This window comes from Gemmatimonadota bacterium (genome assembly GCA_040388625.1).
GTDB lineage: Bacteria > Gemmatimonadota > Gemmatimonadetes > Gemmatimonadales > Gemmatimonadaceae > Fen-1247.
On the sequence record JAZKBK010000001.1, the window covers coordinates 494,526 to 517,434 of the forward strand.

At 62.4% G+C, this 22,909-nt stretch carries 20 protein-coding genes and 1 pseudogene; 15 read left to right on the forward strand and 6 right to left on the reverse strand.

All coding sequences use genetic code 11. The annotated features are described in order from the left end of the window. The first annotated feature begins 2 nt into the window (after positions 1-2). From V4529_02275 to gatB, 5 genes are read left to right on the forward strand one after another with little or no spacing between them, the layout of a single operon-like run. The gene (locus V4529_02275; protein MES2357148.1) at positions 3-1,160 is read left to right on the forward strand and encodes a HAMP domain-containing sensor histidine kinase; all 1,158 of its coding nucleotides are present in this window, start codon (positions 3-5) and stop codon (positions 1,158-1,160) included. Beyond that, positions 1,144-3,384 carry a UvrD-helicase domain-containing protein gene (locus tag V4529_02280; GenBank protein MES2357149.1) on the forward strand — a complete coding sequence of 747 codons (2,241 nt, stop codon included), beginning with the start codon at positions 1,144-1,146 and terminating at the stop codon, positions 3,382-3,384. The genes V4529_02275 and V4529_02280 overlap by 17 nt, the downstream gene beginning before the upstream one ends. A gap of 4 nt (positions 3,385-3,388) precedes the next feature. Further along, a complete protein-coding gene (gatC, locus tag V4529_02285; protein MES2357150.1) occupies positions 3,389-3,724 on the forward strand; it encodes an Asp-tRNA(Asn)/Glu-tRNA(Gln) amidotransferase subunit GatC in 336 nt (111 codons plus the stop codon). Then, a complete protein-coding gene (gene gatA, locus V4529_02290; GenBank protein ID MES2357151.1) occupies positions 3,724-5,136 on the forward strand; it encodes an Asp-tRNA(Asn)/Glu-tRNA(Gln) amidotransferase subunit GatA in 1,413 nt (470 codons plus the stop codon). The genes gatC and gatA overlap by 1 nt, the downstream gene beginning before the upstream one ends. Then, positions 5,133-6,581, forward strand: coding sequence for an Asp-tRNA(Asn)/Glu-tRNA(Gln) amidotransferase subunit GatB (gatB, locus tag V4529_02295; GenBank protein ID MES2357152.1), 1,449 nt, complete (start codon positions 5,133-5,135; stop codon positions 6,579-6,581). The genes gatA and gatB overlap by 4 nt, the downstream gene beginning before the upstream one ends. 19 nt (positions 6,582-6,600) lie before the next feature. On the opposite strand, the gene V4529_02300 is transcribed toward gatB, so the two are convergent. From V4529_02300 to V4529_02310, 3 genes are read right to left on the reverse strand one after another with little or no spacing between them, the layout of a single operon-like run. Next, on the reverse strand, positions 6,601-7,479 hold the full coding sequence (locus V4529_02300; GenBank protein ID MES2357153.1) for a zinc dependent phospholipase C family protein: 879 nt from the start codon (positions 7,477-7,479) through the stop codon (positions 6,601-6,603). A 25-nt stretch (positions 7,480-7,504) separates the two neighbouring features. After that, the gene (locus V4529_02305; protein ID MES2357154.1) at positions 7,505-7,975 is read right to left on the reverse strand and encodes a hypothetical protein; all 471 of its coding nucleotides are present in this window, start codon (positions 7,973-7,975) and stop codon (positions 7,505-7,507) included. Next, positions 7,878-8,489, reverse strand: coding sequence for a DUF948 domain-containing protein (locus tag V4529_02310; protein MES2357155.1), 612 nt, complete (start codon positions 8,487-8,489; stop codon positions 7,878-7,880). The genes V4529_02305 and V4529_02310 overlap by 98 nt, the downstream gene beginning before the upstream one ends. 110 nt (positions 8,490-8,599) lie before the next feature. Between V4529_02310 and murA the strand changes: the two genes are divergently transcribed. Genes murA through V4529_02345 form a run of 7 tightly spaced genes read left to right on the forward strand, consistent with a single transcriptional unit; the run spans position 8,600 to position 17,288 of the window. Further along, positions 8,600-9,901: a UDP-N-acetylglucosamine 1-carboxyvinyltransferase gene (murA, locus tag V4529_02315; GenBank protein ID MES2357156.1), complete on the forward strand. Its 1,302-nt coding sequence runs from the start codon at positions 8,600-8,602 to the stop codon at positions 9,899-9,901. Positions 9,902-9,909: 8 nt separating this feature from the next. After that, complete coding sequence (locus V4529_02320; protein ID MES2357157.1) at positions 9,910-10,605, forward strand: polyphenol oxidase family protein; 696 nt, start codon at positions 9,910-9,912, stop codon at positions 10,603-10,605. 59 nt (positions 10,606-10,664) lie between these two features. Beyond that, positions 10,665-12,488: a 30S ribosomal protein S1 gene (locus tag V4529_02325; GenBank protein ID MES2357158.1), complete on the forward strand. Its 1,824-nt coding sequence runs from the start codon at positions 10,665-10,667 to the stop codon at positions 12,486-12,488. 9 nt (positions 12,489-12,497) lie between these two features. Beyond that, complete coding sequence (locus V4529_02330) at positions 12,498-14,042, forward strand: acyl-CoA carboxylase subunit beta (protein MES2357159.1); 1,545 nt, start codon at positions 12,498-12,500, stop codon at positions 14,040-14,042. Further along, positions 14,042-15,544, forward strand: coding sequence for an acetyl-CoA carboxylase biotin carboxylase subunit (locus V4529_02335; protein MES2357160.1), 1,503 nt, complete (start codon positions 14,042-14,044; stop codon positions 15,542-15,544). Before V4529_02330 ends, V4529_02335 begins: the two co-directional genes overlap by 1 nt. Next, complete coding sequence (locus V4529_02340) at positions 15,544-16,791, forward strand: TRAM domain-containing protein (GenBank protein MES2357161.1); 1,248 nt, start codon at positions 15,544-15,546, stop codon at positions 16,789-16,791. Before V4529_02335 ends, V4529_02340 begins: the two co-directional genes overlap by 1 nt. Then, positions 16,788-17,288, forward strand: a complete 501-nt coding sequence (locus V4529_02345) for a biotin/lipoyl-containing protein (GenBank protein ID MES2357162.1) — start codon at positions 16,788-16,790, stop codon at positions 17,286-17,288. The genes V4529_02340 and V4529_02345 overlap by 4 nt, the downstream gene beginning before the upstream one ends. 8 nt (positions 17,289-17,296) lie before the next feature. Here the strand turns inward: V4529_02345 and V4529_02350 are convergent, their stop codons facing one another. Genes V4529_02350 through V4529_02360 form a run of 3 tightly spaced genes read right to left on the reverse strand, consistent with a single transcriptional unit; the run spans position 17,297 to position 20,762 of the window. Beyond that, positions 17,297-18,124 carry a carboxypeptidase-like regulatory domain-containing protein gene (locus V4529_02350; protein MES2357163.1) on the reverse strand — a complete coding sequence of 276 codons (828 nt, stop codon included), beginning with the start codon at positions 18,122-18,124 and terminating at the stop codon, positions 17,297-17,299. A gap of 26 nt (positions 18,125-18,150) precedes the next feature. Then, on the reverse strand, positions 18,151-19,392 hold the full coding sequence (locus tag V4529_02355) for an SGNH/GDSL hydrolase family protein (GenBank protein MES2357164.1): 1,242 nt from the start codon (positions 19,390-19,392) through the stop codon (positions 18,151-18,153). 14 nt (positions 19,393-19,406) lie between these two features. Continuing rightward, complete coding sequence (locus V4529_02360) at positions 19,407-20,762, reverse strand: outer membrane protein transport protein (GenBank protein MES2357165.1); 1,356 nt, start codon at positions 20,760-20,762, stop codon at positions 19,407-19,409. 282 nt (positions 20,763-21,044) lie between these two features. On the opposite strand from V4529_02360, the gene rplM reads away from it, so the two are divergent. From rplM to rpsB, 3 genes and pseudogenes are all read left to right on the forward strand, one after another. Continuing rightward, positions 21,045-21,485, forward strand: a complete 441-nt coding sequence (rplM, locus tag V4529_02365) for a 50S ribosomal protein L13 (GenBank protein ID MES2357166.1) — start codon at positions 21,045-21,047, stop codon at positions 21,483-21,485. 2 nt (positions 21,486-21,487) lie between these two features. Continuing rightward, positions 21,488-21,883: a 30S ribosomal protein S9 gene (rpsI, locus tag V4529_02370; GenBank protein MES2357167.1), complete on the forward strand. Its 396-nt coding sequence runs from the start codon at positions 21,488-21,490 to the stop codon at positions 21,881-21,883. A 236-nt stretch (positions 21,884-22,119) separates the two neighbouring features. Further along, a pseudogene (rpsB, locus tag V4529_02375) lies at positions 22,120-22,857 on the forward strand (30S ribosomal protein S2). Positions 22,858-22,909: the final 52 nt, after the last annotated feature.

Here is a 22,909-nt window from a genome sequence, read left to right on the forward strand (position 1 = left end):
GCGTGCGCCGCTCCACGCCGCTGTGGGCAGTTGTATTCGGCGTGGTTGCGCTGCTCACGTGGTACGTGTTCTACATGCGAAGTGTGGTGACCGACCTGCGCGCCGAGGCGTCGCGCGTGGGCAAGATGTACGCGCGCGTGTACGACGCGCTGAGTGATCCCAACACTGACGCTACCACCGCGCTGCAGGACCTGTCGGCTCTGATGCGGGAATCCGGCGTGCCGATCATAGTTACGGACGCTCGTGGCTCCGTCACCGCATCCGCGAACTTGCCGAAGGACATTCTGGGCAGCAACGCGCGGATCGCGCAGTACGCGCGCGAGCTTGCGCGTGAAAACAAGCCGGTTGTCGAGCCCGGGGTTGGGACAGTGTATTTCGGCAACACGCGACTTGTGGAAGGGCTTCGTATCATTCCGGCGTTGCAGGCGCTGCTGATAGCAATGTTCCTGACCGCGGGGATATACGCATTGCGAACGCGTGGTCGAGCCGATCGGGAGCAGATCTGGGCGGGAATGGCGCGAGAATCAGCGCACCAGCTCGGCACACCGCTTTCGAGCATGAGCGGATGGATCGAGCTGTTGCGCGATCATGACTCGGGCGATCCGGTGATGGCGCACGCGCTCGCTCACATGGATGGCGACCTGGAGCGATTGCGACGCGTCGCGTTCCGCTTCGAGCGGATCGGTCGTCCGCCGCGACGTGAAAAGGTGGACGTGGGCGACGTCGTGGAGCGTGTAGCGACGTACTTTCGTGCCCGCGTGCCAACGCTTGCAAAGGCTGTTACGATACGCTCGGTGCGCCGCGGCGGGTCGCTTGTAGTGGATGGAGATCCGGTCCTGCTCGAATGGGCGATCGAGTCGCTGGCCAAGAACGCGATCGACGCACTCGCCGGACGTGGCGGACGTGTTACACTATCTGTACAGGAACTGCCGGAAGGACGGGTCCGCGTCAGAGTGAAGGACAACGGACCTGGCGTTCCGCGTGAGTTGAGGAAGCGAATCTTCGATGCTGGATTTTCCACCAAGGAGAAGGGATGGGGAATCGGGCTATCCCTCGCCAGGCGCATAGTCACCGAAGGACATGACGGGCGGCTGCTGCTGCAATCCGGCACGCGTGGCGCGACGTTTGACATAATTCTGGATCATGAATCGACAAGTTGATACAGAGCCGCTCGCCGGACTGAACGCGGCCCAGCGAGAGGCGGTGCTGCATTTTGAAGGACCGATGCTCGTCCTCGCCGGAGCTGGCTCCGGAAAGACGCGCGTGCTCACCACGCGCATCGCGCGGCTGGTCGAGCATCATGGCGTTGATCCGTCACGGATCCTCGCCGTGACGTTCACGAACAAGGCCGCCGGCGAGATGCGCGACCGAATTGCCCGCCTGCTCGGTTACGAGCCAAAGGGCATGTGGTGCGGAACGTTCCACGCCATCGGCGCGCGTCTCCTGAGATCCCACGCGGCGGCAGTCGGACGAGCGCCGAACTTCACGATCTACGACGAGGATGACAATATCGCCGTCATCAAGCGCGTGATGGAAGGCGCCGGAATCTCGACAAAGGCGTGGTCGGCGAAAGTCATAGCGTCGCTGATTTCGGATGCAAAGAACGCGCTTGTCACTCCGGAGGAGTACGCGTCGCTGGCAATGGATCCCGTGTCGCGCAATGCGTCGGTCGTGTACCGCAATCTCGAAACGGCACTTCGGAACGCAAATGCGGTGACATTCGATGATCTGCTGACACTGCCCGTGGAACTGCTGTCACGCGACGAATCGCTCCGGCGTCGTCTCAGCGAACGGTTCCAGTTCATTCTGGTCGATGAGTATCAGGACACCAACCGTGCCCAGTATCAGTTCATCAAGCTGCTGGGTGGAGAGCACTCCAATGTCGTCGTGGTCGGCGACGACGATCAGTCGATTTACGGATGGCGCGGTGCGGACATCAGAAACATCCTCGACTTCGAGCGCGAGTTTCCCGACGCGCGTGTAGTGCGCCTGGAGGAGAATTATCGCTCGACGCCCAATATTCTCGAAGTCGCCAACGCCGCCATCAGCGCCAACGTTGGGCGGAAGGGCAAGACCTTGCGGGCGACGCGGCCGGCGGGGGAGCGCGCGACCGTCACGGCTACACTCGACGATCGCGACGAAGCAGACTGGGTAGTAGAAGAAGTCATCTCGCGCATGTCGTCCGAGAATCGCACAGCACGCGATTTCGCCATTCTGTACCGTACCAATGCGCAGAGCCGTACTCTGGAAGATGCGCTGCGTAACCATGCGCTGCCGTACCGACTCGTAGGTGCGGTCCGGTTCTACGATCGGCGCGAGATTCGCGACCTGATGGCGTATCTCAAGCTCATTGCCAACCCGTCCGATAACGAAGCATTCCGGCGCGCGGTCACAGTTCCAAAGCGCGGCCTTGGTGACACCACAATAGAAACGCTGGCCGGCATCGCGCAGGGAGTGGGTGTATCGATGCTCCAGGCTGCGTCTGATCCTGACCTGTTGACGGCATTACGCCCCGCTGCGCGTTCAGGGCTTGCTGCTTTCGCGGAGCTGATCGGCCGCTTTCGTGAGATGGCGCGCGAGACGAGTGTGGATGAGCTGCTGCGCGACCTCGTCGAGGCTCTGCGCTTTGGCGATTACCTGCGTGCGGACAGCCCGGAACAGGCGCGCGACCGTATCGAGAACGTGACTGCACTCATCGATGGCGCGGCAGAGACGGTGATCGACGAAGGCGGCGAAGTCGGACTCACGCCACTCGATCATTTCCTCCAGCGGGCGATGCTCGTCGCTGGCACGGACCAGTTGGATCCATCCGCCGAGGCGGTGACGTTGATGACGATGCACAACGCCAAGGGTCTGGAATATCCTGTCGTGTTCATCACCGGAATGGAAGACGGCCTGTTTCCAACCTCGCAGGCCTTCGATGATCCGGCGAAAATGGAAGAGGAGCGACGCCTCTTCTACGTCGGCATAACGCGCGCGGAAGAGAAGCTGTATCTCACGCACTCCGAGAGCCGGCGCCGCAACGGCGAGATCGTCGGCGCGATTCCGTCCCGCTTTCTCCGCGATATTCCGAATGGAATGCTGGAGGAGCGCGGCACGATACGCGCGAAGACCAGCGGTCGGCACTCCTGGGCGGATTCCGTGCGGCGCAAGACCCACGAGGTACCGCAGTGGCGCCAGGCGAAACGCGATTGGGAAGCCGAGTCGCAGGACGAGCCTGCGTACATGCGGGGCGAGCGCGTTCGTCACGCGATCTTCGGCACCGGAACGATCGCCGAGATTGGCGGCAATGGCCGCGACGTAAAGGCGACGATCACGTTTGACGATGAGGGCGTTGGACTGAAGACCATCAAGCTGGCGTACACCAAGCTCGAGAGAGAGTAAGACAATGGCGGTAACCGAAACCGACATCCGCAAGATCGCCGACCTCGCGCGACTGTCGCTGGCCGATGAGGAAGTTCCGGCCATGACAGCGCAGCTCAACAGCATTCTCGCGCACATGGATGTGCTCACGCGAGTAGACACGACAAGCCTCACGGAGGCCGGAGCGGACGCAATCACATCCGCTATCGCGCTGGCCCGCGACGTGAAGAGTGCCGGTGCTCCTCTACGGGGCGATGCGGTGGCGCCGTTCCCGATGAACGCCACCGCGCCGATGCTGGCGCCCGATTCGGAGGATGGTTTCATTCTCGTTCCACGTCTTTCGACGCACGAGGACATGTAGTGCGAAACATCATCGACATGACCAACGACGCGGCGGTGCGCGCAGCAGACCCGCGATTCGGTCGGGATGGACTCAACATCGTGGTGGCGACCAACCAGGAGTCGTCACTCGCGAATGCGGAACGTGTCGCGCTCGCGTACGGGCGCGGGGATGCGATGTCGTTGCCGGGGATGGCGATAGCTGTCAAGGACAACATCGCTACGCTCGACATGCCGACCACCTGCGGATCGCGGATCCTGTCTGGATACGTGAGTCCATATGAGGCAACTGCAATCACCAGGCTTCGCGCGCAGGGCGCCGTCGTCGTGGCGAAGACCAACATGGACGAATTCGCCATGGGGTCTTCGACGGAAACCAGCGCCTACGGACCAACGCACAACCCAGTCGATCCCGCTCGGAGTCCGGGTGGCTCATCCGGCGGTTCGGCAGCAGCTGTCGCCGCGGGAATCACCGAGATCGCACTTGGCTCCGAGACCGGCGGCAGCGTGAGACAACCAGCTGCGTTCTGCGGCGTCGTCGGTGTGAAGCCGACGTATGGTCGTATCAGTCGTTTCGGTCTCGTGGCGTTCGGTTCGTCGCTCGACCAGATTGGTGTATTCGCTCGATCGGTGCGCAACGCCGCGATAGCGACCTATGCCATGTCCGGCGCCGATCTCAATGACTCGACGAGCGCCGACGTACCAGTCCCGACGATGCCGGAACCCGTAGAGGCCTATCGTGGACGCACGCTCGACGGCGTCACCATCGGAATCCCGACGGAATATTTCCCGCCGTCGCTAGACGCCGATGTTCGTGCGCGTTGCGATGTCGCGATCGAGGTACTCCGTGGGCTCGGCGCGAAGATCGTCGACGTGTCGCTACCGCATACGGAGCTCGCGATTCCTGTTTACTACATAATCGCGCCGGCGGAGGCATCGTCCAACCTCGCGCGTTTCGATGGTGTGCGTTACGGCCCGCGTGCAGCCGATGTCACGGATCTGCGTGAGATGTATCAGTCGACCCGCAGCCGTGGATTCGGCACTGAAGTCAAGCGTCGCATTCTCATCGGCACCTACGTGCTGTCGCACGGATACTACGATGCGTACTACAAGAAAGCGCAGAGCGTTCGCGCACTGATCACGCGTGATTTCGACGCGGTATTCGGGTCGGGTGTCGACGCGCTCTTCACGCCGACGACGCCGACGCCCGCATTCAAGATCGGAGCCGTGACCGACCCGTACGAGATGTACATGAGTGACATCTTCACCGTCACAGCAAATCTCGCCGGGATACCCGCCATCTCGCTGCCGATCGGCAGGGTTGGCGGACTTCCCATCGGCGGTCAGATCATGACTCGTCACTTCGACGAGCCCCGCATGTTCCACGTCGCGGCGGCCCTCGAAGCAGCACTCGGCGGGGAGGCGCACGCATGACGGATTGGAGCGAAAAGTACGAGATGGTCGTCGGACTCGAGGTCCACGTGCAGCTCAAGACGCGATCCAAGATGTTCTGCGGCTGTTCCGCGGATTTCGGAGCGCCGCCGAACGTCAACACCTGTCCGGTCTGTCTTGCGCTGCCGGGAGCGCTGCCCGTGATCAATGCCGAGGCGGTACGGCTCGCCTTGCGCGCTGCAATCGCGCTCGACTTCACGATCAACCTGAAGTCTGTCTTCGCACGTAAGAACTATTTCTATCCCGATCTGCCGAAAGGCTATCAGATATCCCAATACGATGAGCCGATTGCGGTGCGCGGAACGCTGCGTGTCAAAACCCCGGGGGAAACGGCAACGCACGACATCGCGATCACGCGCCTCCACATGGAAGAGGATGCCGGCAAGTCCGTGCACGATCGCTATCCGCGCAAGACTGCGATAGACCTGAACCGGGCTGGAGTTCCGCTGATCGAGATCGTGAGTGAGCCCGACATCCGCTCAGCAGCGGAAGCGGGCGCCTACCTGCGCACGCTCAAGCAGATCCTCGAATACGCCGGCGTGAGCGACGTGAGCATGGAAGAGGGGAGTCTTCGCGTCGATGCGAACGTGAGCGCGCGTCTGCATGGCGCGACCGAGCTCGGGACGAAGACCGAGGTCAAGAATGTGAATTCGTTTTCCGCTGTCGAGCGATCGCTTCAGAGCGAATTCGAACGCCAGTGCGCGATGCTGGACCGCGGCGAGGTCGTGCGTCAGGAGACCATGATCTGGGATGCATCGCGCGGCACGGTTCGTCCGGCAAGATCGAAGGAAGAGAGTCACGACTACCGCTACTTTCCCGATCCCGATCTGCCGCCGTTGATTCTGGACCCCGACTACGTCGCACGGCTTCGTCACACGCTTCCGGAGATGGCGCAACAGCTGCGGCAGCGGTTCAGCACCGAGTTTGGTCTCAACGAAGCGGAGCTGGACGCAGTGACCGCGGAGTCTTCTCTTGCTGCCTACTTCGAGGGTGTGGCACGCGCACACGGCGACGCGAAGGCCGCTGCAAAATGGATGATGGGCGAGCTTGCCGCGGCACTCAATGAAACAGGAAGCGGCATCCGTGATTTTCCCGTGCGCGCGCCGCAGCTCGCTGAATTGCTGGACATGGTACGCGATGGCAAGCTGAGCCACACGGCCGCGAAGGGCGTATTCGCGACCATGCGCAGCAGCGGAAAGTCAGCCCCTGTTGTCGCCGCGGAGATGGCCGTGACTCAGGTTGGTGACGATTCCCAGATCGAGCAGTGGATCGAGGAGGTGTTCGCCGAATTGCCTGCCGAGACGTCGCGATTCCGCGCCGGAGAGAAGAAATTGACCGGTGTGCTGGTCGGCGCCGTCATGAAGAAGTCGAAGGGACGCGCAGATCCAAAGAAAGTCAACGCGTTGTTGAGCAAGGTCACGGGGTAGGCGCGCCCTCGACCCTCGGTCACTCGGTCGGATAGATGGGTGCGCCGAGTTTCTCGTGATAGGCCAGATCGCTCTCCGGCAGTCCAAACTTGCGGTCAGCTTCATCACGGATCATGAGCTCGCCGCCGCCACGCCGTAGCGCGGCGCGGCGCACCTGCTTCGCCTCTCTGAGGGCGACGTCGCCTGACGGATCGAGTGCGTACGGAGCGGACTCGCTCATTCTGTTGAACAGATCGAGAATGAAGTCGTACGAGCGCGTCATGTACGCGCCGACTTCATCGTTCGCGAGATCCCATCGGCTCTTCTCGGATATCAACTGAAATGCTCGTTGCCACGAATCCGTATCCGTGACGTATACCATCCCGCGGAAGATTCTGCGGTTGGTATGCGTGCTGAATATCGTTGGACTGAGAATCCGGTCGAGATGGAAATCTGCGCGCGAGTGATCCAGCAGGATGAGCTCACGCGCGCGATGCGGTGAATCACCGCCGAGGTGGGTCTCGAATCGGCTTTCCCAGTAACTGTGGCCGATGGAAGAAGTCGTTGACGTTACCGTGAGCTGCTTCGGCACGAAGTAATTGTGCGCCACCGAGTCGGCCGCGAGATGCGCAAGGTATCCCAGTGCAAACGCGCGCATTCGGCCGTCGCTGGCGAGATCGTGGATTTCATAACCGACCTTCCAAGAGTGACAGTGCCGACCTGCTTCGGCGTACTTCTTGGCGATGCTGGTGTCCGCGGCGATCGATCCATACAGGAAGTCGTACGGAAATGCCTCGAGCAACTCCGCTATCGTGCCCGGCAGCATGGAGAGCGAGCGCAGCACGGCGTCACCCAGAAACACGTGCGTGCCTGGAGTCCAGGCGTGCGCGGTTCTGGGTGTGAGAAGGAGCAGCAGCACGGCCAGTGCCGCTGCTCCCGAAATACTAAATGCCCAGCCGCCGGCGCCGGCGGCGAATCGATTTGCGGAGATCCTGCAATTCCCCCGAGACAGTGTCCTCGACTGCAGCCTTTGCCGCGTCGAAATAATCACGCAATTGTTCGCCGACACCGTCCAGCGATATGTCCTCAGCCATTTCCATCCCGCGGTCGTAACCGCGTCGTGCGCCGCGCGCGGCCTTGCGCGCCATGCCAGCACCCGCGACTCCGGCAAGCGAGGCGAGCTCTGCTCCGCGCCCGGCCAGACCCATCCCTCGTCGAATCGAGCCTCGGCCCGGCCTGCCCGCGCGGAACAACAGGGTAACACCGACCCCGACTGTGAGTCCGATCAGTGCAGCAGTAAGGAGATCGAGATCTTCCTCATGCGAGACCTCCGCGCCTCCGCGACGTGGTCCGCGGCCGGGGCGGGGCGTCCGTGCCGGTGTCGCCGGCCGAGCTTCCGTGTCTGTCATCGCCATCCTCGAATTCCTCCGTGTTGTCGAAAACCTGCGCCAGTCCGGTCCGGACACCGTGTACCGTCGATGCGGTAGTCACGAATGCGGATTCGGCCTCGTCCTGTACGACTTCGATCAGCGCGTTGAACTCGTCGAGCCTCGCCTCGGCTTCCTTCACCGCCTTGAGCAGCCGCGCATTCGCGGCGGCTACCGTCTGCTGGACCTGACGCACGTCTCCCTTCACGATCGCGACGATCTCCCGCGCATCCTCGGTCACGATACTCGCGCTCCTCACGAGGGGCGCCACATCACCGTAAACGCGATCCAGCAGATCGTTCACCTTCTTGTACGTCTTCCTGAAGTTCCACGCTGCCGGAACCAGCCCCACCGCGAGCACCAGCAAGGCGATCGTGGTGAGACCGCTCGCGACCGAGGTGATCTTCTCGAAGGTGCTGGTCACTGCCGGCACCTGCTTGGTCACGAGCGTGTCAGGAAGAACGTGCGCGACCTGAATCAGCAGCGCGGTTACGTGCGTCATGTCGTACATAGGCACCGATGGTGCAAGGGAAGGGCCAGTTCTGGTTACCCTGTAAATTGCCACGCGGACGGCCAATCTGGACGTCCCGGCCCTATATTGTCGCCAATACCATGACCGCTGTCCAATACATCGTAGAGGGCGGGCACCGGCTTTCCGGTAGCATCCGCCCCTCCGGCAACAAGAACGCCGCACTTCCGATCGTGGCCGCCGCGCTCCTCTCGAGCAAGCCGGTCCGCCTCACGAACGTACCCCGAATCCGGGATCTCGAAACGCTGGTCGAGCTGCTGCGATCGGTCGGCGCGTCGGCTGAGTGGACCGAGCGAAACACGCTCGATATCTCGGCACCGGATCTGCGCCCGGAAGGGCTCGACCCTGCGCTATGCGTCCGCATACGTGCCTCGATCCTGCTCGCGGCACCGCTGCTGGCGCGCTGCGGCACGGCGACGCTGCCGGCACCGGGCGGTGATGTGATCGGCCGCCGCCGTCTCGACACACACTTCCTCGCCATGTCACAGCTCGGCGTCACGGTGAGGGACGATGACGGCTATCACATGACTGTCGACCGCATCACCGGTGCGGACGTCTTTCTGGATGAGCCGAGTGTGACGGGCACGGAGAACGCGCTGATTCTCGCAGCCGCCGCGGAAGGAATCACTGTCCTCCGGAACGCCGCCAGCGAGCCGCACGTTCAGGATCTCGCACACTTCCTCGTCGCACTCGGCTCGCGTATCGATGGAATCGGCACGAACACGATCACCGTGTACGGCGACCGAACGCTCGGCGAGACCGCGATTACGCATGAGATCGGTCCGGATCATATCGAGGTAGGCTCGTTCATCGGACTTGCAGCCGTCACGCATTCCGAGATTCGGGTCGTCGATGCCGGTGTCGCGCATCTGCGCTCTACGCTCATGGGATTCGAGCGGCTCGGGATTCGCTGCCGCATCGAAGGCCGCGACCTGATCGTTCCAGCGGATCAGGAGCTTGTGATACACAAGGACTTCGGCGGACACATCCCCAAGCTCGAAGATCAGCCGTGGCCCGCGTTTCCGGCAGACACGATGTCGATCGCGATCGTCGCAGCGACGCAATGCGACGGTGTGATACTGATCCACGAGAAGATGTTCGAGTCACGTCTCTTCTTCGTGGACAGACTGATCGGGATGGGCGCCAATATCGTGCTGTGCGATCCGCATCGTTGCATAGTGAGCGGACCGAGCGCTCTGCGTGGATCGACCATGGAGTCGCCGGATATCCGAGCCGGCATGGCAATGCTCCTGGCCGCTTTGTGTGCCCGAGGAAAGAGCACCATCAACAACGTCACGCAGATAGAGCGCGGTTACGAGCGGATCGATGAGCGCCTCAACGCACTCGGCGCACGCGTCACGCGCGTCGGCGACCGACGGCAGTAGACCAGGCTGTGCAAACTGGAACGATCGAGGAAGTAGCTGAGTTTGCGGAGTTCGGCATCCTCGCATTCACGACGACCCGCGCAGCTGGCACTTTCGGGTTGTCGGGAACGGATCCCGTCGGAGAGGTAATGGGTCGCTGGACGGGGTTGCTGGTGGAGATCGGAGCACGCGGAATCTGCGTGGCCCCCCAGGTCCACGGCGACACGGTTCTGGCACACGCCAATCCGTGGGATGGATTTCTGAGGACGCGTCCCGCCGATGGCCACGCGACCCAGGAGCGTGGCCTCGCACTGGCGGTTACGATCGCCGACTGTGCGCCGGTCTTCCTCGCCCACCCCTCTGGCGCGGTCGCGATAGTCCATTCCGGATGGCGCGGCACTGAGGCGCGGATCATCCATCAGGCGATCCGGGTACTGGGCCGCGCTGGACTTGCGCCGGACGAGCTGCGTGTCCACATCGGGCCGGCAATTTGCGGTCGTTGCTACGAGGTATCCGCGGATGTCAGGGCTCGGCTGACCGGTGAGGCCTCCAACCGGCCCGGCAACGTGGACATCAGATCGCTGATAGCGGAGCAGGCGACCGAGGCCGGGATTGGGCGCGTTTCGGTGTCGCCGTCCTGCACCAGATGCGACAACGAATCGTTCTTCTCGCACCGGGCAGGCGACGCCGGTCGCCAGATCGCGGTTATAGTTGCAAAACAGTAGTTTCTGAAATATATTTCCAGGTTCCCGTAGAACCGCAGGACCACCCTTTTACCTAGCAAATGCCCGAAACAGAAACCCTAACCGGCACGACCGAGCACGCTCTTACAGCGCGGGAAAAGCGCGACATGCAACGTGCACAGCTGCGGCCGCTTGCCAACCTCCGTCCAGAACTGTACGACGAAGACGACTACTCGAGCGACGAGCTCGAGGCGATGATGGCGATGTACAACGGAACCATGGCGTCCATCGAGGAAGGCGAGATCGTAAACGCCAAGGTCCTCGATATCCGGGACAACATGGTGATCCTGGACATCGGCTTCAAGTCGGAGGGAACGATCCCTCTCGAAGAGTTCAAGGACATGCCCGAGCTCAAGGCGGGCGATTCCGTTGAAGTCCTCCTCGAGCACCTCGAGGACATGGAAGGTTCGGTCGTCCTTTCCAAGAAGAAGGCCGACTTCATGCGCGTCTGGGAGCGCATCCGCGTCGCGTACGAGAGCGATCAGCCGGTGGCGGGAATTCTCACCAAGAAGATCAAGGGCGGTGTCGTCGTCGATCTCATGGGTGTGGACGCCTTCCTGCCAGGCTCGCAGATCGCGCTTCGCCGCGTTCCGAACGTGGACGAGCTGCTCGGGCAGACTTTCGACTTCAAGATCATCAAGCTCAACAAGCGCCGCCGCAACATCGTCGTTTCGCGCCGCGTGATTCTCGAGCAGGAGCGCGCAGGCAAGCGCGAGCGCTTGATGAAGGAGCTTCAGAAGGATCAGATCCGGAAGGGCATCGTCAAGAACATCACCGACTTCGGTGCATTCATCGACCTCGGCGGTGTGGACGGACTGCTTCACATCACCGACATGTCGTACGGGCGCGTCACGCATCCGTCCGAGATGGTGCACATCGGGCAGGAGCTCGAGGTCAAGGTTCTCGACATCGATTGGGAGCGCGAGCGCATCTCGCTCGGCCTCAAGCAGCTCCAGAGCTATCCGTGGCAGGACGTCGCCGACAAGTACCCGGTCGGCACGCGCGTGTCGGGCAAGGTCGTATCGATCACCAACTACGGCGCGTTCATCGAGCTGGAGCCGGGCATCGAAGGCCTCGTTCACATCAGCGAGATGAGCTGGACGCGCAATGTTCGTCATCCAAGCAAGATCGTTTCGATCGGCGAGACCATCGAGGCAGTAGTGCTCAAGGTCGATCCGTCGGAAGAGAAGATCTCGCTCGGCATGAAGCAGACGGAAGAAGATCCATGGATGACGCTGCCGCAGCGTTATCCGATCGGCATGCGTCTCACGGGCAAGGTTCGCAACCTCACGAGCTTCGGTGCATTCGTCGAGATCGAGCCGGGCATCGACGGTCTCATTCACGTCTCAGACATGAGCTGGACCCGTCGCGTGCAGCATCCGTCGGAAGTGATCAAGAAGGGTGATACGGTGGACGTGGTGGTGCTCAACATCGATCCGGAGAACAAGCGCATCTCGCTCGGCCTCAAGCAGGCAGTCGAGGATCCGTGGCTCCGCATCGGTGAGACGTACCCCGTCGGCACCGAGCTGCGTGGACACGTCGTTCGCCTGATGGACAAGGGCGTGGTCGTGGACATCGGCAACGACATCGAAGGATTCGTTCCCAACAGCCAGCTCAACTTCGGCAATCCGGTCAACAGTCCGGCTGACATCGTGTACGAAGCGATGAATCTGGACCTGCGTGTGTTGGAAGTGGATCCAATCCACCGGCGCATAGTTCTCGCGGTCACTGCAATTCCAGAGGAGCAGCCACCGCGTCCGGCCGAGCCGAGCAAGGTGATTCCGATGGAGACCGAGGAGTACAGCGTATCGGATTACGCTGCCGAGATTCCGGCAGTTCTTCCGGCAACGTACGACGAAGAGTAATTAATGACGATGCGCGATAAGCTCGCGCTTCTGGAGCAACGCCGCGCCGAGTCTGAACTCGGTGGCGGCGTTGCTCGTATAGAGGCCCAGCACAAGAAGGGAAAACTCTCCGCACGCGAACGGATCGATCTGCTGCTCGACGAGGGGTCGTTCACTGAGCTCGACCGGTTCGTCGTTCATCGCAGCACCGACTTCGGCCTGGAAGAGCAGAAGTACTACGGCGACGGAGTCATCACCGGATGGGGCCGCATCGACGGCCGGCAGGTGTACGTGTTCTCGCAGGACTTCACGGTATTTGGCGGATCGCTATCGGAATCGTTCGCCGAGAAGATCGTCAAGGTGATGGATCTCGCGATGCGGAACGGCGCACCGGTGATCGGGCTCAACGATTCGGGCGGCGCGCGCATTCAGGAAGGCGTGGTTTCGCTCGGCGGCTACGCGGAAATATTTCTGCGCAATACGCTGGCGTCCGGCGTGATTCCGCAGATCTCGGCGATTCTCGGGCCGTGTGCCGGTGGCGCGGTTTACTCGCCCGCGATAACCGACTTCACGTACATGGTTCGGCACACCTCGTACATGTTCGTAACCGGCCCCAACGTGGTGAAGACCGTGACGCACGAAGACGTCACTATGGACGAGCTTGGCGGTGCGGACACGCACATGATGAAGTCGGGCGTGTCGCACTTCACGTACGACAGCGAGCCGGAGTGCATCGCCGCCATTCGCGACCTCATGCGGTTCATTCCATCGAACAACATCGACGAGCCGCCGCGTGGTGCGGGCACCGATCCGCGCGACCGGCGTGACGAAGCGTTGCTCGACATCGTGCCGGACAACGCCAACAAGCCGTACGACATGCACGAAGTGCTGAACCGCGTCATCGATGACGGCGAATTCTACGAGGTGCAGAGCGAATTCGCGGAGAACATCATCTGCGGATTCGCCCACCTTGGTGGATTCAGCGTCGGGATCGTTGCGAATCAGCCGGCGATGCTGGCCGGTGTGCTCGACATCAACGCGTCGGTAAAGGCTGCACGGTTTATTCGATTCTGCGATGCGTTCAACATCCCTGTCGTGACATTCGTCGACGTGCCGGGTTTTCTACCGGGCGTGGGGCAGGAGCACGGCGGGATCATCAAGCACGGTGCGAAGTTGCTGTTCGCGTATTGCGAGGCGACGGTGCCCAAGCTGACCGTCATCACGCGCAAGGCCTATGGCGGCGCGTACGACGTGATGAGCTCCAAGCACATCCGCGGCGACTTCAATGTTGCGTGGCCCACGGCGGAGATTGCCGTCATGGGGCCGAAGGGCGCTGTGGAGATTCTGTTCAGGAAGGACATCGTCGGAAGTTCCGATCCCGTCGCCGCGACGGACAAGAAGATCGCCGAGTACGTGGAAAAGTTCGCGCATCCGTACGTTGCGGCCGGCCGCGGCTACATCGACGACATCATCGACCCGCGAGATACGAGGCCCGCACTCATCGACGCGCTTGAAAGTCTGCGCGGCAAGCGGGACAAGAATCCGCCAAAGAAGCACGGAAACATACCGCTCTGATGTTCAAGTCCGTTCTCATAGCAAATCGCGGCGAGATCGCGCTGCGCGTGATCCGCGGCTGTCGTGAGCTTGGCGTGCGCTCGATCGCAGTGTACAGCGACGCCGATGCGGGTGCACCGCACGTGCGTGCGGCCGATGCCGCCGTCAACATCGGCCCCGCGCCGTCATCACAGAGCTATCTGCTCGGCGATCGCATCATCGAGGCTGCGCTCAGCGACGGCGCGGAGGCGATCCATCCCGGCTACGGGTTTCTGTCCGAGCGCGAGTGGTTCGCGCGTGCAGTGCGCGATGCGGGCCTCGTTTTCATTGGACCGCCGGCCGAGGCAATCGCTGCGATGGGCAGCAAGACCGCGGCGCGTACGCTTGCCGTCGCGCACGGCGTTCCCGTGGTGCCAGGCACCACCGAATCGATTGCCGATGCTGAGCACGCTGCTGAAATAGCATCGAAGTTCGGCTATCCAGTGCTGCTGAAGGCCGCCGCGGGCGGGGGCGGCAAGGGAATGCGTGTGGTTCGCGAGCCGTCTGAAATTGCGGCGTCCTTCGACGCTGCACGGCGCGAGGCGAAGAACGCATTCGGCGATGACGCGATCTATCTCGAGAAATACATCGAAGGTCCACGCCACGTCGAGATCCAGATCATCGGCGACATGCACGGGAACATGGTTCACCTGGGCGAGCGCGAGTGCTCGGTGCAGCGCCGCCATCAGAAGATGATCGAGGAGGCGCCGAGCGTTGCGGTGAGTCCGGAGCTCCGCGCCGAGATGGGCGCGACAGCGGTGCGTGCTGCGCGCGCGGCGGGTTACGTGAATGCAGGCACCTGCGAGTTTCTGCTCGCACGCGACGGGAGCTACTACTTCCTGGAGATGAACACCCGGCTCCAGGTCGAGCATCCCGTCACGGAGTTGGTGACGGGAATCGATCTCGTTCACTGGCAGTTGCGAGTCGCATCAGGTGAGCCGCTCGGCTTCGCGCAGGACGACATCTCGCCAAAGGGCTGGGCGATGGAATGCCGGATAACGAGCGAGGATCCCGCCAACGACTTCCTGCCATCGACGGGGCGCGTCTCGTATCTGCATCTTCCCTCGGGACCCGGTGTGCGCTGGGATGGCGGCATCGAGATTGGCAGCGATGTGTCCCTGCATTACGACCCGATGCTCGCGAAGTTGATAGTTCACGCGCCGACCCGCGAGCTTGCGGTCGAGCGAATGCACCGCGCTCTGTCCGAGCTTGTAATCGGCGGCGTGGAAACATCGCGTGAATTCCATCTGCGTGTGATGGAAGATTCGGAGTTTCGTGCTGGTGCGATCGAGATCCAGTGGCTCGAGCGTCGGCTAGCCTCGCTCACCACCGACGCAGGCACCGAAGATGGTGCAATGCTAGCTGCGTTGGCTGCTGCGCTGCTCGCGGAATCCGAGTCGGGTGTGCGCGCAGCCGTGCCGTCGCAGCGGGAGAGCGCCGTGTCCGGGTGGCAACGCGCCGCGCGTCAGGAATCGATCGGTTAGTGTCACGCACCGTAAGCCTCACGATCGATACGATCGCCGCCGGCGGTGATGGTGTAGCCCGTAACGAGGGGCTTGTCGTGTTCGTCCCGCGCACCGCTCCAGGTGATGTGGTAACCGCAAGCGTGTCCGGAAAGGGTCACTTCGCGCGCGGGTCGCTGCGCACGATCCTGCGGCCCTCAGCGGTGCGGATTGAGCCGCCGTGTCCGCATTACACCCGTGATCGCTGCGGCGGCTGCCAGATTCAGCACATCCAGTACTCTGCGCAACTCGACGCCAAGCAGCGCATCATTGCCGATGCAATGCGCCGGATCGGCAAGCGCGACATCACGCCGCCGGAGGTTGTGCGGAGCACCGAGAAGTGGCGCTATCGGGCCAAGCTGACGCTTGCCCTGCGTCGTCGTTCCGGTGGATGGATCGCCGGACTGCACCCGTATGACGATCCCGGTCGTGTGTTCGCGTTGTCGGATTGTCCGATAACAGACCGCCGCGTCGTCGCTGCGTGGCGTGAGTTGCTGGAGGCCTCGGAGTTCTTCCCGGACGCAACATCGTTGCGCGGGAGCGTGCGCTGGACCGACGATGGTCCGACGTTCGTGCTGATTGGCGCCACGCGATGGAGCGATCATGCACGCTTCTTCGCGGCAGTGCCGACACTCGCGGCCTTGTACTGGGAGCCGGACGACGCTCCGCGAAAGCTGCTCGGGAACCGCCGCGTTCGCGCGACACCGGCGGCATCGTTCGCGCAGGTAAACCCCGTCGTTGCTGCAGTGTTGCGCGAATACGTACTCGGCGTCGTGAGGTCTTTCAACCCGGCGAGCGTGATCGACGCGTACTCGGGATCAGGTGATCTCGCCGTGAATCTTGCAACTACTGGAATTTCAGTAGTTGCGATCGAGCTCGATCGTGATGCAGCGCTGTGGGCCGAGCAGCGGCTCGCGCCGCCATCGCGCTCAATCGTTGGTCGCGTCGAGGAAGTTCTACCGCGTCTGGCACCGGCCGACGTCGTCGTGGTAAATCCTCCGCGAAGCGGTCTCCATGCCGATGTCACCGAAGCAGTCGCCGAGATGCCGGGGGTCCGCGCCGTGATCTACATCAGCTGCGACCCGGCCACGCTCGCACGAGACGTTGCGCGCCTGTCCGGCTATTCGATTCAATCAATTAGAGCATTCGATATGTTCCCACAGACGTCCCACGTGGAGACGGTCTGCGTGTTGACGCCGGCACATTCGACCAACCTTCCCGCACGATGAAGTTTCTCGTAGATGTAAATGGCGCGCGCCATTCCGTACTCACCGACAAGAACACTGCAACAATCGAAGGCGCGGCGAACGCTGCGACACTCGACGTCGGGAACGGCACTCCGGCCAGAACGTTGCGCATCGGTGATCGCGTCGTTCGAGTCATCGTGCATGCGCGCGAAGGCAAGGGACGCTATGTCCTCGACGTGAACGGCCATCGTTATCACGTCGAGGCGTTGGGCGAGCGGGCACGCGCGATTCAGGAGCTTGCCGCGCGCTCGGCGCCACCGGCAGGACCGGCGCCTGTGGTCGCGCCAATGCCGGGGCTTGTCGTGCGAGTCAACGTTGCCGTCGGCGACAGCGTGACGGCGGGGCAGGGAGTGCTCGTGATGGAAGCGATGAAGATGGAAAACGAGCTGCGTGCGTCCGCGGCCGCGACCGTGAAATCAATTCGCGTGACGCAGGGGACCGCGGTAGAAAAGGGAACGGTGTTGATCGAGCTGGAGTGAGGTTGCTGCTATCTCGTCCAGATGTAGATCACACCGCATTCCGAATCGCTCAGACTTGCAGGGGTTTCTGCGCCGTCCTTGTATATCTCGATCGCGGCGATGTCCCTTGGTGAAACCGCATCGAACCCTCCCGCTGCGCCAGCGATATTTGACGGATCGCTGCCGGAGCTAGCGCTACTCGGCATACTGCTCATTACAGCGCCGTCCACCACGACAGTCATCCCAGTTATGCAGGCGTTCCCATTGATGGTCTGCACACCACGGGCACTGCGGACCACTAGCGTATGAGCATAATCCACTACGGCAACGCCGGTAACGTGGCGGAAAATGTCCGAAGTGGTGCGGGGATGAAAACTCTCGATCTGTGCCGCGGTCAAATATGTTCCGATGCCCGTGCGCATTCGGTCGGCAACACCCGGCGGTAGATGCACCAGCTCGCCGCTCACGGCCTGGACTGTTACTCGCGACAGCGTCATCGGAAACGGTTCGACGACAGCGTCGACCGAGATGGTTGCATTTGGCTCGACTACTACGGATACGGTGGTCGGCATGATGCCGATCCGGCGAAAGCGGATCAAATGCGGGCCAGCGGGGAGGCTGTCGATGCGGAAGGCACCGCCGGCTCCGCTGCGCGTCCGAATCAGCGAGTTGTCTATCGCGACGACCTCCACTCCGAGCAGCCATGCTCCGCTCGTGTCGCGCACGCTCCCGTCGATCGCCCCGTACGCTGCAGGAACACTGGCGACGTGTGTTGCATTCGCCTGTGCCGCTGCATTTGCGCGCGGAAGCAGGAATGTCCCGGTCCCGAGCAGGATGGCGGCGACCACAACAGGCATGCGCGGCGCCCCTGCACGCGATTGGGTCACGGACCACCAGCTGCTATCGAGGTGCCGTACTTGGTATTGATCGCCGCCACGAGCGCCGCCGTAATCTGACGGTTCGCAACGACGGTCGGATGGATTCCATCCAGCGAGATACACGCACCGAACGGCGCGGTGGCATTCGCCAGATCGGGAACGATGTTGATGCAACCGGTGCCGGGCGTTTTGAGCGTTGCGAGCAACGGATTGGGGTCGTAGTAGGCCCATCCGTTCGCCGCGGCAGCTGCCTGGATCGTTGCGTTGTAACCGGCGACAGTCGCCGTGAGGCTCGCCTGCTCGGTGCTATCGAGGATGAAGATGTCGCCAACCAGCGTTCCCGGAATGGAATTCTTCGCGCAACCAATTACCGGTGGATGGGCTCCGGAACGTATTTGCGCCAGGATCTCGATCGAGATGAGCGCCTGATTTCCGGGTGCGCTGAGACAGTTGGGAAGAATCGTCGTCGGTGCACCGGCGAACTGATCGAAACCGGCCTTGAACGCAGGATTCTGCAGCGCGGCGACGGGAAAGAGTGCGGGAACTGCCGTCACGTTGACCACGCCGAGCAGAATCGCGCCTTTCAGCGTGGGAATCGCGATGAGGCCGTTCACCATCGCCGTGTAGTTGGTCTTGAACGCGGCCTGTGAGGTGACCCCCGCCGATACTCCTGCCGTCGGCACGAGGATGCCGGAGAGCGCCGCGCCGAGCACATCGTTGTTCCCGATCCATGCGGAGACGAAGGTTGGACTGGCGTCAGCGGCCTTCGCCACCTGCGTCTTTCCGCCGAGGAACAGCGTGGTCAGCGTGTTGGACGCCGCCGTGCTGGCGCTGAACGGGTCGAGCGACGTCGCACCGGGAACTGCAACGTTGTTGAGCGCGACCGCGGTGTTGGGGGTGCGCAGAGAGCATGTAGTTGCCGTGCCGTTGGCCAGTCTCGCTTGCGTCTGAAAGTTGACGATTGGCGGCGGACATCCAGCGCCCGCAAGCGACGCGTAGACGTATCGCGTCTTCATGGCCTGCGCGAGCAGCGACGGGTAGCTCAGCCTCTGCGTGCTGTCGTCGATGCCGCCGGATTGGTAACCTGCCGTGAGGCTGTTGCCGAGCGCGACGTAACTGGTGAACAGCGAGTTCGCAGCAACGTTGGGCGGGACTACTGCCGTTGGCCCGTTGTCCCCGCATGCTGACGTGAGCGCGAGTATGACGGCGCTCGCAACCGCGCCGATTGTATTCCTTGAGCGAATCATTGGATTCTGCGCGGTTAGAAGGTGATGTTGAGAGCGGCAGATATCACGTCCGCCTTCAGTGCGTACGCGCCGGTATTCGGGGCGAAAGTGAGCGGTACCGTGGTGCCGGGAGGCGCCGCCGGATTTTCCACTATCCTGCCGCGTCGTCCGGGTGTGTTCACGTGCAGGTATCCGATGTCGAGCTTGTACACGCTCGTAACTGGTATCGCGACGCCCGCGGAGAAGTTGCGCCGATTCATATCGGGCAGGAGCGGCGTAACGGTCACATCCGGTGCGGGCGTGTCTGAATAGCTGTAGCCGAGGCGCCCGGTCCAGGTCCCGATCACGTGCTCGGCGCCGAAGCGGTAACTCCAGGAATCCTTGTACCCTTCGTATAGTGTTCGACTGCTACCGCTGGCCGGTCCCTCGAACGTAAGCGGCAGAGTATTGAAAGCCGACCAGCCGAGCCGGGCCACATCGACGGAGAGCGTCGTCCGCGCGAATCCGGTGTAGCCGACGCCACCCTGCAACTGCCATGGATGCTTGATGGTCGATGAAGCGCTCTGGGCGACGAGCGGGCCGCCAGGCGAGAATTGCGCGCCGAGTAGCGCGTCGAGCGGAACCGGCGTGCCAGTGGGACTCACGGGGTTCCCCTGCGGCAGGACGAGTCCCGTTGCCGTCTGCGAGAACTTCGCCGACGCGTGGTCGTAGTTGAACGTGAGCTCCGAGAGATAGCGCGCGCCGACCGACCATGGGCCGTACTTGCCGTGCACGCCAAGGTTGTAGCCAAGAGCGGTGGCGGTTCCATGAACCTGTGCGCGCGCGAACTCGGTCTCGTAGGCGATGCCGAGTTGGTTGAAGGTGATGCCTGCTGCGGCCGGTTGCTGAGAGAGATCGATCGCCTGAGTGAGATCGACGGAGGAATGTCCGAATACCGGGCCGCCGCCGACCGTCCAGTTCTGGGTTACCTGGTAGGCAAAGTTGGGTTGGATGTATACCGTCTGGAGTGCTGCGCGAAGGGCGGAGAACCGGCCTGGAAAATTGTCGTTCCACTGGGAGGTCAGTCCGTAGGGCACGTACACCCCGAGCCCGACGGAGCCCTTCCCGAATCGCATTGCCGCGAACAGGGCCGGCGGAAGAGCGGGACTGATATCGCTGGGGTAGCTCCGGCCGGTGCTGTCCTGGCGAAAGGAGCCTTTCACTATGATTGCACTTGCGCCGACGCTGAGCGATTTGCCGGGGAGTTCGGCGGCGGCCGCCGGGTTCCAGAAGATCGTCGAGGCGTCGGGGCATGGGGTGCCGGTCGCGGCGAACGCGCGGGAGACGGCGCAGGTTCCGACTTCGTTGAGGCCGAAGCCCTGGGCCCGCGCCGACGATGGATGCAATGTCACGGCGGCTAGCAGGCAGACTGCTAGCCGAGCCAACGATGGGGAGGTTCTCATCCGTTGCACCGATTAGAACGTCATCCGGGCACCCAGACCGATTGGTCGGGGACACGTGTTCCCGGGGCGACAGCACGTTACAACCGCTCGGCGCGGTGCGCCAGCAAATTCTTGCGGAGGATGCGCCGACGAGTGCCGGATCCCGGCGCGGCGGTGCGGGCCGATTGACTAACGCTTGTGGGGTTGGTAACTTAGAAGGCTGTCGCATTTCGTAATCGATTACCTCCCCAAATGAAGACTTTCTCCTCCACCCCGACTGATATAGTCCACGATTGGTACATCGTGGATGCGGAAGGCATGGTGCTCGGACGGCTGGCCACGGAAGTGGCGCGCGTCATCCGCGGCAAGCACAAGCCTACGTTTACCCCACACATGGATGGGGGCGACCACGTAATCGTGATCAACGCCTCGAAGGTGAAGGTCACGGGTCGCAAGGCGGAGCAGAAGCGTTACTTCCGCCACACCGGCTACATGGGCCACGAGCGTTTCACGACGTTCGAGGACATGCTTGGCAAGCATCCGGAGCGCGTCATCGAGCACGCGGTCAATGGCATGCTTCCCAAGACGGCGCTCGCACGCACGCACATGCGCACAAAGCTGCGCGTTTACCCGGGTGCCAATCACCCGCACAAGGCTCAGCAGCCCAAGCCGCTCACCATCACCACCAAGTAAGCATGCCTGTCGACGGAACAACGCACACGATCGGTCGCCGCAAGGAAGCGGTCTGCCGCGTCTACATCAAGGCTGGCTCGGGCAAGTGGCTCGTGAACGGCCGCACGCTCGGCGATTACTTCCCGCGTCCCGCGCACGTCTCGACCATCCAGCAGCCGTTCACGGCGACCGACATGCTCGGCCGCTATGACGTGACCGCCAACATCGACGGCGGCGGACTGTCGGGTCAGGCAGGGGCGCTGCGCCTCGCGATCGCTCGCGCTCTGGTGAAGGAAGACGAGACGCTCAAGCCAAAGCTGCGCAGTCTCGGCTTCCTGACTCGCGACGCACGCGTCGTCGAGCGCAAGAAGCCAGGCCGTCCGAAGGCACGCAAGCGGTTCCAGTTCTCCAAGCGATAAAACTCGTAGGGGTCGGCCCCGTGCCGACCCCGGCGATGCAGGTATTGAGTTCGTTGTTTTTCGGTTTTCGTTTTTCGTAGCATCGGCATGACGTGGGCGGGTCGGCACAGGGGCCGACCCTTACACGCCTCGTCGCATCCCTCATCCTCCCCGAGCTTCGACGGGTGCCGGCCTCGGCCGGTCGTCGCGGCGCTGACGGGGGGAGACGACATCAACCAACCTAAGGAATCAGCAGAATGTCCCAGCCAAACCTCGAGCAGCTGCTCGAAGCCGGCGTTCACTTCGGCCACCAGACGCGCCGTTGGAACCCGAAGATGCGCAGATTCATCTTCGCCGAGCGCAACGGCATCCATATCATCGATCTCCAGAAGACCTTGCGCCAGCTCGAGCTCGCGCAGAAGCTCGTGCGTGAAGTCGTCGCGCGCGGCGATCAGGTCCTCTTTGTCTGCACCAAGCGCCAGCTCGTTCCGATCGTAAAGTCGGAAGCAGAGCGTTGCGGTGCCATGTTCGTGACCGAGCGCTGGCTCGGTGGTCTGCTCACCAACTTCCAGACCGCCAAGAAGCAGCTCCGCAAGCTCAAGGACCTCGACGCTGGAATCGAGGGTGGCGGCGACTTCGCGAACTACACGAAGAAAGAGCAGCTCATGATGACGCGCCAGCGCGACAAGCTCGCGAAGAATCTGTCCGGCATCAAGTCGATGACGCGTCTTCCGGGGCTCATGTACGTCATCGATTCCAAGAAGGAGCGCATCGCGGTAGCCGAAGCCAACAAGCTCGGCATCCCGATCGTCGCGCTTGTCGATACGAATGCGGATCCGGATCTCATCACGGTTCCGGTCGCGAGCAACGACGACGCGATTCGCGCGGTCGAGCTCATGACGTCGGCAATTGCCGACGCTATCATCGACGCTCGTCGTGAAGCGCCGGTCCGTACCGAAGTCGAGGAGTCCGAGTCGTACACGTACAGCTCAGATCGCGGCGCCGAGCCCGAGGCAGGCGATGAGCGTCGTCGCCGTCGCCGGCCGC

Coding starts and splice junctions, on each gene's coding strand:
- V4529_02280 (MES2357149.1), top strand. CDS start 1,144: ATGAATCGACAAGTTGATACAGAGCCGCTCGCCGGACTGAACGCGGCC.
- gatC (MES2357150.1), top strand. CDS start 3,389: ATGGCGGTAACCGAAACCGACATCCGCAAGATCGCCGACCTCGCGCGA.
- gatB (MES2357152.1), top strand. CDS start 5,133: ATGACGGATTGGAGCGAAAAGTACGAGATGGTCGTCGGACTCGAGGTC.
- V4529_02305 (MES2357154.1), bottom strand. CDS start 7,975: ATGGCGATGACAGACACGGAAGCTCGGCCGGCGACACCGGCACGGACG.
- V4529_02310 (MES2357155.1), bottom strand. CDS start 8,489: ATGACGCACGTAACCGCGCTGCTGATTCAGGTCGCGCACGTTCTTCCT.
- murA (MES2357156.1), top strand. CDS start 8,600: ATGACCGCTGTCCAATACATCGTAGAGGGCGGGCACCGGCTTTCCGGT.
- V4529_02325 (MES2357158.1), top strand. CDS start 10,665: ATGCCCGAAACAGAAACCCTAACCGGCACGACCGAGCACGCTCTTACA.
- V4529_02330 (MES2357159.1), top strand. CDS start 12,498: ATGCGCGATAAGCTCGCGCTTCTGGAGCAACGCCGCGCCGAGTCTGAA.
- V4529_02335 (MES2357160.1), top strand. CDS start 14,042: ATGTTCAAGTCCGTTCTCATAGCAAATCGCGGCGAGATCGCGCTGCGC.
- V4529_02345 (MES2357162.1), top strand. CDS start 16,788: ATGAAGTTTCTCGTAGATGTAAATGGCGCGCGCCATTCCGTACTCACC.
- V4529_02350 (MES2357163.1), bottom strand. CDS start 18,124: ATGCCTGTTGTGGTCGCCGCCATCCTGCTCGGGACCGGGACATTCCTG.
- V4529_02355 (MES2357164.1), bottom strand. CDS start 19,392: ATGATTCGCTCAAGGAATACAATCGGCGCGGTTGCGAGCGCCGTCATA.
- rplM (MES2357166.1), top strand. CDS start 21,045: ATGAAGACTTTCTCCTCCACCCCGACTGATATAGTCCACGATTGGTAC.
- rpsI (MES2357167.1), top strand. CDS start 21,488: ATGCCTGTCGACGGAACAACGCACACGATCGGTCGCCGCAAGGAAGCG.